Annotated in this window: 8 protein-coding genes; 4 read left to right on the top strand and 4 right to left on the bottom strand. The window is 33.5% G+C overall.

Going from position 1 to position 15129, the window contains the following annotated elements; genetic code table 11:
- Positions 1 to 42 precede the first annotated feature (42 nt).
- Both CA_RS16865 and CA_RS16860 read left to right on the top strand, forming a co-directional pair.
- Entirely contained in the window at positions 43 to 2274 is a 2232-nt protein-coding gene (locus CA_RS16865; RefSeq protein ID WP_010966551.1) for a ribonucleoside-diphosphate reductase subunit alpha, read from the top strand.
- 26 nt (positions 2275 to 2300) lie between these two features.
- The gene (locus CA_RS16860; RefSeq protein ID WP_010966550.1) at positions 2301 to 3335 is read left to right on the top strand and encodes a ribonucleotide-diphosphate reductase subunit beta; all 1035 of its coding nucleotides are present in this window, start codon (positions 2301 to 2303) and stop codon (positions 3333 to 3335) included.
- A 42-nt stretch (positions 3336 to 3377) separates the two neighbouring features.
- Here CA_RS16860 and CA_RS16855 read toward each other — a convergent pair whose 3' ends face one another.
- The 4 genes from CA_RS16855 to CA_RS16840 form a co-directional block, all read right to left on the bottom strand.
- Complete coding sequence (locus tag CA_RS16855) at positions 3378 to 6509, bottom strand: Ig-like domain-containing protein (protein WP_010966549.1); 3132 nt, start codon at positions 6507 to 6509, stop codon at positions 3378 to 3380.
- A 204-nt stretch (positions 6510 to 6713) separates the two neighbouring features.
- A complete protein-coding gene (locus CA_RS16850) occupies positions 6714 to 9338 on the bottom strand; it encodes a leucine-rich repeat domain-containing protein (protein ID WP_010966548.1) in 2625 nt (874 codons plus the stop codon).
- A 262-nt stretch (positions 9339 to 9600) separates the two neighbouring features.
- Positions 9601 to 11103, bottom strand: a complete 1503-nt coding sequence (locus tag CA_RS16845) for a leucine-rich repeat domain-containing protein (protein WP_010966547.1) — start codon at positions 11101 to 11103, stop codon at positions 9601 to 9603.
- Positions 11104 to 11270: 167 nt separating this feature from the next.
- Positions 11271 to 13376: an Ig-like domain-containing protein gene (locus CA_RS16840; RefSeq protein WP_010966546.1), complete on the bottom strand. Its 2106-nt coding sequence runs from the start codon at positions 13374 to 13376 to the stop codon at positions 11271 to 11273.
- Between the two features lie 190 nt (positions 13377 to 13566).
- Here CA_RS16840 and CA_RS16835 point away from each other — a divergent pair, with 190 nt between their 5' ends.
- Together CA_RS16835 and CA_RS16830 are read left to right on the top strand one after the other, a co-directional pair.
- A complete protein-coding gene (locus CA_RS16835) occupies positions 13567 to 14184 on the top strand; it encodes a TetR/AcrR family transcriptional regulator (RefSeq protein WP_010966545.1) in 618 nt (205 codons plus the stop codon).
- 190 nt (positions 14185 to 14374) lie between these two features.
- On the top strand, positions 14375 to 15115 hold the full coding sequence (locus tag CA_RS16830; RefSeq protein ID WP_010966544.1) for an HlyD family secretion protein: 741 nt from the start codon (positions 14375 to 14377) through the stop codon (positions 15113 to 15115).
- Positions 15116 to 15129: the final 14 nt, after the last annotated feature.

Raw genomic sequence — 15129 nt, 5'->3', positions numbered from 1 at the left:
AAAACAGAATATATATACTACATATTGTGGAGGCGTAATAGTATGGTTGATGTAGAAAATTTGTGCAAGGAAGCCTTAAAGGGCATTAATGATGATGAAAATATATACACTAAAACTAAACTTATAAATGTACTTAAACATATAACGCGTGAGGGCATGAAAGAAGAGGAGATAATTAAATCTGTAATTCAAGTATGTCTAGAATTGACTAAGGCAGATGAACCAAAGTGGCTTCAAGGTGCTTCTAGACTATATGTTATAAATTTATATAATGAAGTTAGAAAAAACAGAAATATTTCTGAAAATGAAGATCCATATAAGGGCTTTTATGATTTTATTGTGAAGCTTACGGATGAAGGACTTTATGGTAAGTACATATTAGAAAATTATTCAAAAGAGGATATATACGAACTTGAAAGTTTTATTAAGAAGGATAGAGATTTTTTATTTACATACAGCGGCATAAAGCTGCTTTCTGAAAGATACTTGATTCAAAATTTTGAAAGAAAGGTGCTTGAGCTTCCGCAGCAAATGTTTATGGGAATAGCTATGCATCTTGCTGTTCCAGAAAAACAGGAGAATAGGGTTTACTGGGCTAAGAGATTCTATGATGTTTTAAGTTCTCTTAAGGCAACAATGGCAACCCCTACTATGTCAAATGCAAGAAAGCCGTTTTATCAGCTTAGTTCCTGCTTTATAGATACTGTTGATGACAGCTTAAAGGGCATATACAAATCACTAGATAATTTTGCCAACGTATCTAAATATGGTGGAGGAATGGGAGTGTATTTTGGAAAAGTGAGATCTATGGGCGCTTCAATAAGAGGTTTTAAAGGTGCGTCAGGCGGAGTTGTACCGTGGGTTAAGCTTTTTAACGATACGGCAATAGCAGTGGACCAGCTTGGAGTTAGAAATGGAAGCGTGGCTGTGTGGCTAGATGCATGGCATAAAGATTTACCGGAATTTATGCAGCTTAGAACCAATAACGGTGATGATAGAAAGAAGGCACATGATGTATTTCCAGGAGTGTGTTATCCAGATCTTTTTTGGAGGCTTGCAGAGGAAGATATAGATGCAAACTGGTATATGATGTGTCCTCATGAGATAAAATTAGTTAAGGGATATTCACTTGAGGATTATTATGGCGAAGAGTGGGAAAAGAGATACTTTGACTGTGTTAATGACCCTAGAATAGATAAAAGAATGATGTCGGTTAAGGATATAGTAAGGCTTATAATAAAAAGTGCAGCGGAAACTGGAACGCCTTTTGCTTTCTATAGAGATGCTGCTAATAGAATGAATCCTAATAAACATAAGGGAATGATATACTCTTCAAATCTTTGCACCGAAATAATGCAAAATATGAGTGCTATGGATATTTTAGAAGATGAAATTATAGATGAAAATGGTGATAAGATAATAGTACAAAAAGCTAAATCTGGAGATTTTGTAGTGTGCAATCTTTCTTCAATTGTACTAGGTAATGTTGATGTAAATGATGATGAAGAGCTTCAATATGTAATTGAAACCCAAATAAGAGCTATGGATAATGTAATTGATCTTAATTATTATTCTGTTCCTTTTGCAGAGGTTACAAATAAAAGATACAGAGGAATAGGCTTAGGAACTAGTGGATATCACCATATGCTTACAAACAATAGGGTAGTGTGGACAAGTGATGACCATTTTGAATTCACAGATAGAGTTTATGAAAAAATAAATTACTATGCTATACAAGCGTCTATGAATATAGCTAAAGATAAAGGACGCTATGAATATTTCGAAGGTTCTGATTGGGAAAATGGTAGTTACTTTAAGCTTAGAGGGTACAATTCTCCTAAGTGGAAAGCTCTTATAGCTAAGATTAAAAAGTATGGCATGAGAAATGGATACATTATGGCAGTTGCACCTAATGGTTCTACAGCAACTATTGCTGGTACTTCAGAAGGAGTAGATCCAGTTATGGCTAGGTTTTGGATGGAGGAGAAAAAGGGCAGTATAACTCCTAAAATAGCGCCAAACCTTTCTAGAGAAAATTTCTGGTTTTACAATTCAGCCTATAATATAGATCAAAAATTGTGCGTTAAAATAAATGGAATAAGACAAAGACACATAGATCAATCACAATCCTTTAATTTATATATAACTACTGATTACACTATGAGGCAAATTATGAACTTATATATAGAAGCCTATAAATCTGGTGTTAAAAGTATTTACTATGTTAGATCGAAATCTTTAACCGTTGGAGATTGTGACAGCTGTTCAGCATAAGGAATAAGCTTAAGGAGGAATTTTAATTGGCAATAACAAGAAGACCGCTTTTTAATGAGAATGGTGATACGGAAACTAGTAAAAAGAAGATAGTAAATGGAAATACAACAAATCTAAATGATTTTAATAATATGAAATATACTTGGGTATCAGATTGGTATAGACAGGGAATGAATAACTTTTGGATACCAGAGGAAATAAATCTTTCACAGGATTTAAAGGACTACGGAAAGCTTACTGACAATGAAAGGACAGCCTATGATAAAATACTTTCCTTTTTAATATTTTTGGATTCTGTACAAACTGCAAATTTAGGAAATATAAATGATTATATAACTGCAAGTGAGGTTAATTTATGCCTTACAATTCAAGCTTTTCAAGAGGCTGTGCATTCTCAAAGTTATAGTTACATGCTTGATACAATATGCTCTCCTGAAAAAAGAAATGAGATATTATTTCAGTGGAAGGACGATGAAGTACTTCTTTCAAGAAATAAATTCATAGGAGATATATACAATAATTTTGTTGAAGAGCCTAGTGATGAAAATTTTCTAAAGGCTATAATGGGAAACTACGTTCTTGAAGGAATATACTTTTATTCTGGTTTTATGTTTTTCTACAACTTAGAGAGAAATGGAAAAATGCCGGGTTCTGCTCAAGAAATAAGATACATTAATAGGGATGAAAATACGCATTTATGGCTTTTTAGAAATATAATAAAGGAGCTTCAAAAGGAAGAACCTGATATGTTTACAGAAGAGATAAAAAAAGAACTTAAAGATATGGTTAAAACAGGTGTTGAAAATGAAATTACCTGGGGACATTATGTAATAGGAGATAATATCCAAGGAATAAATAAGAAACTAATTGAAGACTACATAAAGTATTTAGGAAATAGAAGGCTTGAAGCCATTGGATTTGAACCAATATATGAAGGATATGATGAAAATCCAGCCCTTTGGGTTGATATATATGCTGATGCTAATTCTGTAAAAACAGACTTTTTTGAGGCTAAATCAACAGCCTATGCAAAGGCAAGTACTTTAGTGGATGATTTATAGAAAAAACCAGTGCTTTTGGCACTGGTTTTTAGTTATTAAATTTTACTTGTATTCAACCTTTATTGAACAGTTAGGTAAAATGGATTTTAAATGCTGTAGATCTTCATCTGTTACGTATCCGTCAAGAATTATGAGTTCTTTTAAATTAGGTAGGGTGCTTAAAATCTCCATATTAGTTATAGGATCATTGTGCTTGTAAGTTAAAGTTAGAGATTTTAGATTTTTTAGATCCTTAAGAGCACTAATATCCGTAACTGGATTACGATCTATTTCTAAGGTTTCTAACTTTGTTAAGCTTTTAAGTGGAGTAATATCTGATATATTGTTATAGCTGAGGTTTAAATTCTTAATCCCTGTAAATTGTTCTATTCCAGACAAATCATTTATATCATATGAGTGAGTTGGAGGAACATCCGTATATTCTCCATGGGCATCAACTTTTTCTAAAAGAGGCAACGAACTAGACTGAGTTTCTGTTAAACCTGCTGCAGATAATGCTTGAGATATTGATGCCCATAAATATATATTTTTAAAAGATAAGTAAGGAGCTTTATAAGTGCCTACATGAACCGTATAGTAAACAGTTTTTCCTGCAATAGTGCCAGTTATAACGGCAGTTCCTGTTTTTTCTCCAGTAACATAACCGTCATCATTAACAGATGCTATGCTTTTGTCAGATGAACTCCATTTAATGCTTTTAGGTGCTATATTTGGATTAGTTGTATATTCTAATTTATTAACAAAGCCTATATCTAAAGAAATATCAGATTTATCTGAGGTTATTGAATCAAGTATGGTTTTATCTAATACAGTTACAATGCAAGAAGCTTTTTTGCCATCAAGTGAAGTTGCAGTTATAGTAGCAGTACCTGCTTTTTTTCCAGTAATCCTGCCATCATAAGTAGCAGATGCTTCACTGTCATCATAAGTAACAGATGCTATACTGTCATCAGAAGAGGACCAATAAACCCAGTTATCGTGAGCATTTTTAGGATTAATTGTGGCACTTAAATCTTCATAATTATTAATTCCTAATGTAAGATTAGTTTTATTTAAAGTAACTGAATTCACAAGTATAGGTGCATCTACAGTTACAGTGCAAGAAGCTTTTTTGCTGCTATCATCAAGTGAAGTTGCAGTTATAGTAGCACTTCCTGGTTTTATGCCTTTTATAAAACCATAATCATCTGCAGAAACTATACTTGGATCAGAAGAAGTCCAGGATATTTTATTTTTATAGTCTGATGGAGAAACTGAGTAATCTATACGAGTTGAATCTCCAGCGGTTATGTTATAGTTTGTTTTAGGTATTTGAATGGAAGCTATAGGTGCAGGTTGTGGAACTTGGCTTTCTTTAACAAGCTTAATTTTAATGGCCTCAATTGGAAGGGGTGTACGTCCAGCATAAATATAGGCTCCGTCAGACATCCAATAACCCCATCCAGTTTGAGAGAAGTATGGTTCATATTCAACTGAATATCCAGGCATGTTTTTTAACTCTACTGAGAAAGCATATATGCTGGCCTGACCATTATAAATAAGTTCCTTACCGTCATTAGCTTCAATTATACCGTGGTTTGAATATAATTTATATGCAACGCTAGCTCCTGCTGGTGCATTCTTTAAATTGATTTTCAAACCTTTAAGATCAAGAGGTCTTCCTCCAATACCAGATTCAGCCCCGTCTTTAACTGTATTTTCCCATCCAGCACTTTCAAAACAAGAACTGTATTCTATAGAAGGCTCAGGTGCAGTTACAGTTACAGAACAAGAAGCTGCTTTTTTACCGTCAAGAGATGAAGCATTAATGGTAGCTGTTCCAGCTTTAATACCAGTAACTTTACCTGAGGCATCAACTGATGCAATACTGCTGTCAGAAGAAGTCCAAACAAAAGTGCCGTTAGTTGGAGCTACAGCAGCAGACAATGTATCAGAGTTTCCTACAGCTATAGTATCTGTCTGCTTGTTTAAGGAAATAGAATCTACAGGTACGGATTTAACAATTCTAATTCTAAGAGCTTCAACTCTAAGACCTTGTCCATCAGTACCAGCTTCTTCACCATCATTAACCCAATTTTGCCAACCAATATTTTGAACATGAGCTTGGTATTGAATTGAATAACCAGGCATGTTTTCAAGCTTTATTCTAAGAGCTTCAACACGAAGACCTTTGCCGTCAGTACCAGCTTCAGCACCGTTACTAACCCAGTCCTGCCAGCCAATATTTTGAACATGAGCCTGATAAGTTATTTTAGCACCGGCTGGTGCATTTAATAGGTTTAGTTTAAAGGCTTCAACACGAAGACCCTTACCATCAGTTCCAACCTCCATACCGTCAGTTACTGGAGTTTGCCAGCCTATATTTTGAACATGAGCAGAGTAAGATAAAGAAGGTGCAGTGTCAGTGGCTGCAGCTTTTGCAACGGTTACTGCACAGGAAGCTGTTTTTCCGTCAGAGGAAGCAGTTACATTGGCAGTACCTTCCTTTAAGGCAGTTATTTTACCGTTATTGTCAACAGAAACAATGCTGGAATCAGAAGAAGTCCAAGTTATGTTTCTGCTGTTTGCATTATTAGAAAGAGATGCAGATAATGTGTCAGTATCTCCAACCTTTAAGCTGTCTGTAGACTTACTAAGACTAATTGAAGACGCTGGAGTATCATTCTTAACGATTTTAATTCTAAGAGCTTCAACACGAAGACCTTTGCCGTCAGTACCAGCTTCAGCACCGTCAGATACCCAATCTTGCCAACCTATGTTTTGAACATGAGCTTGGTATTGAATTGAATAACCAGGCATGTTTTCGAGTTTTATTTTAAGAGCTTCAACACGAAGACCTTTACCGTCAGTACCAGCTTCAGTGCCATCAGATACCCAATCTTGCCAGCCAACATTTTGCACATGAGCCTGATAGCTTATTTTAGCACCAGCTGGTGCATTTAAGAGCTTTATTTTGAGAGCTTCAACACGAAGACCTTTGCCGTCAGTACCGATTTCAGCACCATCTTTAGACCAAGGGTCCTGCCACCCAATGTTTTCGACATGAGCATCGTAGGTTACGTGTGGAGTAGTATCAGTAGTGTCTGCTTTAACAGAAGCTGTACAAGTAAAAGCAGAGAAAGATACAAAACACGCTAGTGTAGCTAATAAATACTTAATTTTAAATCTGTTCAATTAAAATGTCCCCCTTAAATGAGTATAATTCGTATATTCTATATAATTATACTATAAAATTCTTGATTTTTAAGAAAAAGATTTAATTTTGTTAAAATAGTTTAAATATAAGTAAAAAATATTTAAAAAAATTGGGAGATACATAACAAAACCAGTACCTATGGGTACTGGTTTTTAATTAATGTGTATAATGTTGGAAAAATATTAATTATCTTGATTTTTGTTATTGTATGCATGACCAAGACGCAAAACAGAATTTAAATAATCTATATTTGCTTGACTTGTTGTTAAATCTACTTCGTATAAATGTGATAAATCCTTTAGAGGAGTAACATCGTTAATAGGATTATTACCTAAATTAAGAGATTCCAAATTAGTTAATTTAGATAAAGCACTGATATCACTTACTTTATTGTGATGCATAGATAACGAAATAAGTTTAGTTGAATTTTTAATAGCATTAATATTACTAATTTGATTGTTATTCATATCAAGAAGAGTAAGATTGGTTAGATTACCTATAGCATCAACATTACTTATTTTGTTTTGGGATATTTTTAAATTAGCTAAATTAGTTAAATTCTTAAGACTAGTAATATCTTCTATATTGTTGTCTTGAACTCCAAGGTAATTTAAATTAGTTAAACCTGATAAGGAGCTAATATCACTAATGCCAGTATGATCAAGCATAAGAGATTTTAGTTTAGTTAATTTAGCTAAAGAGGAAATATTGTTAACTTGATTATAGCTTAATGAAATAGACTCTAAATTAGTTAAATTAGCTACTGGAGTAATATCACTAATTTTATTTCCGCTCAAAACTAAATCCACTAAGTTTGTTGAAGACTTTAAAGGTTCAATACTTGTAATGTTATTGTAATTTAAACTTACTCTACTTAAATTCTTCATTTTAGCTAGAGGAGTAAGATCGGAAAAATTACAATAACTTGCCTGCAACAGTGTTAGATTAGTTAAACTACCCAAAGGGCTAAAATCTTTAATTGAAGTATTCTTATCTAGAATTAAATAATTTAAGTTGTTTAGTTTATTTAGAACGTTAATATTACTAATTTTACTTTCGCCTATATCTAATTGGTTTAGGTTAGTTAGATTACCAATAGGACTAATATCAATATCAGTATCACCATTTAAAGATAATATTTTTAGATTGCTTAGCTTACTAATAGGGGTAAGGTCAGTTACATTTCCATAGTTTAACCACAGTTGTTTAAGGTTTGAAAGCTGCTCAATTCCATCTAAAGAATTTATAACTGTATCTTTTATAATCCCTAAGGAAGTTATCTTATTAACATCAGTATTATATAGTTGTCCTGTAGTTTTGTTTATTTCTTTTCTTACAGCTTGCTCCAAAACTGGATCTTTAAAAGTGACTACAGTTTTATCAGCTACAGTTACAGAACAAGAAGCTGTTTTTTTACCATCAAGAGATGAAGCAGTAATAGTGGCTGTTCCAGCTTTAATACCAGTAACTTTACCTGAGGCATCGACTGATGCAATACTGCTGTCAGAAGAAGTCCAAACAAAAGTGCTGTTAGTTGGAGCTACAGCAGCAGATAATGTATCAGAGTTTCCTACAGCTATAGTATCTGTCTGCTTGTTTAAGGAAATAGAATCTACAGGTACGGATTTAACAATTCTAATTCTAAGAGCTTCAACTCTAAGACCTTGTCCATCAGTACCAGCTTCTTCACCATCATTAACCCAATTTTGCCAACCAATATTTTGAACATGAGCTTGATACTCTATTGAATAACCAGGCATGTTTTCAAGCTTTATTCTAAGAGCTTCAACACGAAGACCTTTGCCGTCAGTACCAGCTTCAGCGCCGTTACTAACCCAGTCCTGCCAGCCAATATTTTGAACATGAGCCTGATAAGTTATTTTAGCACCGGCTGGTGCATTTAATAGGTTTAGTTTAAAGGCTTCAACACGAAGACCCTTACCATCAGTTCCAACCTCCATACCGTCAGTTACTGGAGTTTGCCAGCCTATATTTTGAACATGAGCAGAGTAAGATAAAGAAGGTGCAGTGTCAGTAGTTGCAGCTTTTGCAACAGTTACTGCACAGGAAGCTGTTTTTCCGTCAGAGGAAGCAGTTACATTGGCAGTACCTTCCTTTAAGGCGGTTATTTTACCGTTATTGTCAACAGAAACAATGCTGGAATCAGAAGAAGTCCAAGTTATGTTTTTACTGTTTGCATTATTAGAAAGAGTAGCAGATAATGTATCAGTATCTCCAACCTTTAAGCTGTCTGTAGACTTACTAAGGCTAATTGAAGACGCTGGGGTATCATTATTCTTAACGATTTTAATTCTAAGAGCCTCAACACGAAGACCTTTGCCGTCAGTACCAGCTTCAGCACCGTCAGATACCCAATCTTGCCAACCTATGTTTTGAACATGAGCTTGGTATTGAATTGAGTAGCCAGGCATGTTTTCGAGTTTTATTTTAAGAGCTTCAACACGAAGACCTTTACCGTCGGTACCAGCTTCAGTGCCATCAGATACCCAATCTTGCCAGCCAACATTTTGAACATGAGCCTGATAGCTTATTTTAGCACCAGCTGGTGCATTTAAAAGCTTTATTTTGAGAGCTTCAACACGAAGACCTTTGCCGTCAGTACCGATTTCAGCACCATCTTTAGACCAAGGGTCCTGCCACCCAATGTTTTCGACATGAGCATCGTAGGTTACGTGTGGAGTAGTATCAGTAGTGTCTGCTTTAACAGAAGATGTACAAGTAAAAGCAGAGAAAGATACAAAACACGCTAGTGTAGCTAATAAATACTTAATTTTAAATCTGTTCAATTAAAATGTCCCCCTTAAATGAGTATGATTCGTATATTCTATATAATTATACTATAAAATTCTTGATTTTAAACTATAAATTTTAATTATATTAAAATTTAAATAAAAATATACGGATTGTTTGATGAGTTTTGGTATGTAAGTTATAAGATGATAGAATCGTTGAACCAAAAAAGATGACTCCACACATTACAGGAATCATCTTTGAAATTTATGAAATATTTTTGAGTAGCCTTTAAAAGTGTATATTTTAATTTGAGTTTTAGTAATTATATTTTATTAAACAGTTAGGTAAAGCGGCTTGGAGTGAATCTACATCAGATTTATTTACAAGAGTATTTGAAATATCAAGAGTTTGTAAATTTGACAGCTTATTTAATGAGCTAATATTTTCTAAATTGTTATTTGATAGATAGAGCTTGTTTAAATTAGATAAGTTAGCTAAGCTAGATAAATCAGTAATAATGTTATAAGATAAATCAATGAGGTTTAAATTATATAAGTTAGCAAGTGAATTAATATTTTTAATATGGTTTCCTAAAAGAGATACAGTAGTTAAATTGTGTAGATTAGCTAAGGCGTCAATATTACTAATATTGTTATTACCTAAAAATAAATCTTTTAAATTCGTTAGGTTATTAAGTACACTTAAATCGCTAAGCCCAGTATTTTGAAGAGATAAATTAGTTAAGTTAGTTAGGCTAGCTATTGGAGTAAAATCGTTTATAGTAACATTATCAAGTTGCAAATGTTTTAGTTTGGTTAGGGATTTAAGTGGAGTTAAATCTTTTATAGGGGTATTACTAAAAGTAAGAAACTCAAGATTTGAAAGATTTTCAATTCCATCTAGGTAGTGTATGTTTGGATTAGTATTGTAAAAAGAAGTTATGCCTTGCACATCCTCTTTATATAAAGAGCCAGTTGGTTTATTTATCATATTTCTTATGCTAGTTTCTAAATTGTTATCTTTAAAGGTTATAGGAGTTCTTTTATTTACAGTAACAACACAGGTTGCGGTTTTTTGACTGTCGCTAGATGCAGCGGTAATAGTTGCTGTAGCAGTACCGCTACCTTCTGCAATGGCAGTTATTTTACCTGAATTATCAACAGAAACTATGCTGTTATCAGAAGAAGTCCAATTTATGTTTTTATTGGAAGCATTACTTGGTGTTATGGTAGCAGTCAATGTATCTGAATCTCCACTAGATAAAGTATCAGTTTCTTTATTTAAGGCAATTGAAGTAACAGGTACATTTTTTACAAGTCTAATTCTAATAGCTTCAACCCTAAGACCTTGTCCTACAGTTCCGGCTATTGCACCATCGCTAACAGGAGCTTGCCAACCAATGTTCTGGACATGAGTCTGGTATTCAACTGAATATCCAGGAAGATTCTCAAGCTTTATCCTTATTGCCTCAAGTCGAAGGCATTTTCCGTCGGTTCCAGTTTCAGCACCGTCATAAACCCAATCCTGCCAACCAAAGTTCTGTACGTGAGATTGGTATAATATTTTAGCATCACTGGGTGCATTGGTAAGATTAATTTTTAATGCTTCAAGACTAAGATTTTTGCCATCAGTACCAGCCTCTTCGCCATCAGATACCCAGTTTTGCCAACCAATGTTTTGAACATGAGCATCGTAAGTTACACCCACAGTAGGAGCTTCGTCAGCGGCTGCTTTACAGGTATTTGTATAAGCAAAAGTAGAAAGAGAAACTAGACATGCCAATGCAGTTATTAAGTGTTTTGTTTTTAGCTTTTTCAATTTACATATACCCCCTTAATTTAGTTTTATGTTGTTTTACAGTTATAATTATATCACTATATATGTAAAAAATGTAATTAATTAACATCAGGGCTTAATTTTAAAGATTTACATACTTTGTCTAGTGATTCATGTGACTTAAATTAAATAAAGACAATGAACCATCACTATTGTGATGGTTCATTGTCTCCAATAACAGTGCAATTAGGTAATGCTGTCTTTAAGGTATTTATACCTTCGTGAGTTACGAGGTTATTACTAATATAAAGTGTGTTTAAGTTTGTTAATGTATTCAGGGGTGTAAGGTTATTAATTTTGTTAGAGTTTAATCCAAGTATTTGTAGATTGCCTACATTAGTTATGGCGGATATATCATTTATGTTGTTATAGGAAGCTAGTAATGTAACTAAATTAGTTAGATTTTTAAGCGGAGTTATATCAATAACATTATTGTAACTGAAATCAAGGTGATTTAAGTTAATCAAATTCTTGAGAGGTGTAATATCGCTAAAATTGTTTTGAGGTAAGCTTAAGCTCTTTAAATTATTTAAGCTAGATAATGGACTAAGATCACTAACGCTATTATCATCAAGTACTAAAGTATTTAAATTAGTCAAGTTTTTAAGTGGTGCTATGTCAATAATGTAGTTATTTGCCAAATAAAGTGTTTGAAGATTAGTAAGATTTTCAATACCGTTTAAACTGCGAAGACCTTTTCCGGTTAAATCTATAGACTGAATTTGAAGCACATCACTTTTATATAGAGTACCGGTTGGCTTATTTAATACAGCTCTAACGGCACTATCTAGGTTTTTATCAGCAAAGGTAACCTCATTGGGGTTAGTATTTACCCTTTGATTTACAGTAACTGTACAAGTGGCTTGTTTATTGCCATCATTTGAAGTCGCTGTAATTATAGCATTTCCTGGACCAAAAGCTGTGATTTTACCATTAGAATCTACATAAACCTTTGAAGGATCAGAAGAAGTCCAAGATAAATTTTTGTTTGTAGCGTTGCTTGGATTAAAAGATGCAGATAGTGAATCCGTATCTCCAACAGTTAAAGTATCTGTACTTTTGTTTAAACTAATGGAAGCAACATTAATTGATTTTATTATTTTTATTTTAAGAGCCTCAATTCTAAGGCCTTGGCCGTCAGTGCCAGCCTCGGCACCATCAGATACCCAGTTTTGCCAGCCAATATTTTGAACATAAGTTTGATATTGAATTGAATATCCGGGCATATTTTCAAGGCTTATTTTGAGAGCTTCGATTCTTAAACCTTTACCATCAGTGCCAGCCTCTAGACCATTACTAACGGGAGTTTGCCAGCCAATATTTTCAACATGAGTTTGATAATTTATTTTAGCGCCAACAGGTGCGTTTAAAATATTTAGCTTAAGAGCTTCGATTCTAAGGCTCTGGCCTTCAGTGCCAGCCTCAGCACCATCAGTAACCGGGTCCTGCCAACCAATATTTTGCACATGAGTTTGGTATTGAACCCTAGGATAATCACCTTTGGACACATTTACATTACAGGAAGCTGCCTTTTGACCATCAACGGTTAAAGCAGTAATTACAGCATTTCCCTCGGCTAGTGCGCTTATCTTACCACTATTATTAACAGAAACTATATTAGAATTAGAAGATGACCAAGTTATGCTTTTGTTTTCTGCATTATTTGGTGTAACCGTTGCAGACAATGTATCTGTATCACCTACAGTTAAATTTTCAGTAGCTTTGTTAAGAGTGACAGCATCGGGATGAGATTTCTTTACTATTCTAATTTTAAGAGCTTCAACACGAAGACCTTTGCCATCAGTACCAGCCTCAGCACCATCAGATACCCAATCTTGCCATCCAATATTTTCAACATGAGCACAGTATTCTACTCTATAGTCAGGCATGTTATCTAGTTTTATTCTAAGAGCCTCAACACGAAGACCTTTGCCGTCAGTGCCAGCCTCTAAACCATTACTAACCCAGTCTTGCCAGCCGATATTTTGAACATGAGCTTGGTACTCTATTTTAGCATCAGAAGGTGCATTTGTAAGTTTGAGTTTAAAAGCTTCAACACGAAGACCCTTACCATCAGTGCCAATTTCCTCGCCATTACTGGACCAAGGATTTTGCCAACCAATATTTTGAACGTGGGCATCATAGGTTATTCCCACGGTAGTATCAGCTTTGTATGCGTTTACAGGAATTATAGTGAAAAGTAAAGTAAGGCACGCTAAAGCAGATAATAGACTTTTACATTTTAATTTCTTCAATTTATATCATCCCCCTAGTTGTAATATGTTATATAGAGTATACTACAAAAATGAGAAATTTTAAAATATTTTTATTGATTTTGTTGAACTAGGCTTTAAGTAAAAGGATAAGCTATTTCAGAATTATATTAAAGATGGTATAGTAATAAATGAGTAATTACTCATTGGTAAAGAGAGGAGAAGAATTTAAATGGCGAGAAAATCACCTGAAGATAGAGAAAAAGAAATAATTGAGGCGGCAATTAAAGTTTTTTCTGAAAAAGGCTATAATGCTTCCACAACAAGTGAAATTTCAAAAAAGGCAGGTATAGCAGAAGGAACTATATTTAGATATTTTAAAAATAAGAAAGCTCTTTTAGCTAGAATAATAATGTTTTCATCAAAATTAATAGGTAAAAGTATTATAACAACCAGATTAGAAAAAATAATAAGGGACAATAAAGATAAAAGTCTAAAAGAAGTGCTTAAGCTAATAATGATTGATAGAATAGAGCTTTTGGAAAAAAATAAAGAGATTTTTAAAATTGTTTTTACAGAAATACAGTATCAAGAAGATTTAAAGGAACAATTCATGGAGAACATAATCTTAACTGTAAAGGAAATGATAGAGGGCCATATTTTACATAATGATTTTAAAGAGAAATTTAAAGACTTAGATTTAATGGTTATGGTCAGAACTTTTATAGGATGTGTAGTTATGTATGTTGTGCAAAAATCAATTTTCCCTGAACTAATAAAGCTTGATAGAGAAAGGCAGGTTGATCAAATGGTGGAAATGATGTTGTATGGAGTTATTAACACTAAATAGTACATCAAGTTTATAGATGAAGACTTTGGTTATATATAGTAATACTAAAGTCTTCTTTTAATTTTTTGCAATTAATTAGAATGAATATAGATTTTAAGGTTGACAATATGGTATAAGATGCTATATTAGTAAGTGAGTACTCACTCATTAACTTTTAACCAATATTAAAATATAAAAGGAGATATATGTAATGAGGAATAAAACAATTATGGCTTTTTTTATAGGAATAGCATGTTTTAGTTTAACAGCATGTACTAATAATACCGAAAGCAATAGATATACAGGAACTGTTGAATGCAAGAGTTTTTATGTAACTTCTGAAGTGGCAGGAAAGATTGACAAGGTAGATATAAATGAGGGAGACAGAATAAAGGAAAATGATTTAGCTGCAAATATAAATGCTGATGTTTATACAATACAAAAAAATCAAGCAGAAGGAGGACTCGAAGCAGCTGAGGCAGCTTTTGATAGCATTCCAGTAAATACACCAGATAATAGTAAAAAACAGGTGGAAGGTAAACTAAAAGAGGCTCAAGCTGCTTTTGATTTAGCAAACCTAAACCTCTCTAGATGTGATGTTAAAAGTCAAGGAAGCGGTGTAGTTTCAGAAGTATTGGTGAATAAAGGAGAGATTATAGGACAGGGAGGAAACATTGCTAAGGTTTTAGATGTAGATAATAAGTATATAAAAATATATGTAGAAGAATCCAAACGTGACAAGATTAAATTAAATGATAATTTGAAAGTATATTACAATGGAAAAAAGGCTGGGGAAGGTGAAGTTTCATATATATCAACTGAGTCAGAATTTACTCCTAAAAATACGGAAACTAAAAGTGATAAGGAAGCTACAGTATTTGAAGTAAGAGTTAAGCTTAATAAGAATTTTAATTATTCTCCAGGAACACTTATGGATGTAGAAATAAAATAAGGAAGGAGGAAGAG

The organism is Clostridium acetobutylicum ATCC 824 (assembly GCF_000008765.1).
GTDB lineage: Bacteria > Bacillota > Clostridia > Clostridiales > Clostridiaceae > Clostridium_S > Clostridium_S acetobutylicum.
The sequence above is the reverse complement of the archived record's forward strand: the minus strand, read 5'-3'. Positions and strand labels throughout refer to the sequence as shown.

Excerpts from the sequence above, each read along its gene's own strand:
- CA_RS16865 (WP_010966551.1), top strand. The coding sequence starts at position 43 with ATGGTTGATGTAGAAAATTTGTGCAAGGAAGCCTTAAAGGGCATTAAT.
- CA_RS16835 (WP_010966545.1), top strand. The coding sequence starts at position 13,567 with ATGGCGAGAAAATCACCTGAAGATAGAGAAAAAGAAATAATTGAGGCG.
- CA_RS16830 (WP_010966544.1), top strand. The coding sequence starts at position 14,375 with ATGAGGAATAAAACAATTATGGCTTTTTTTATAGGAATAGCATGTTTT.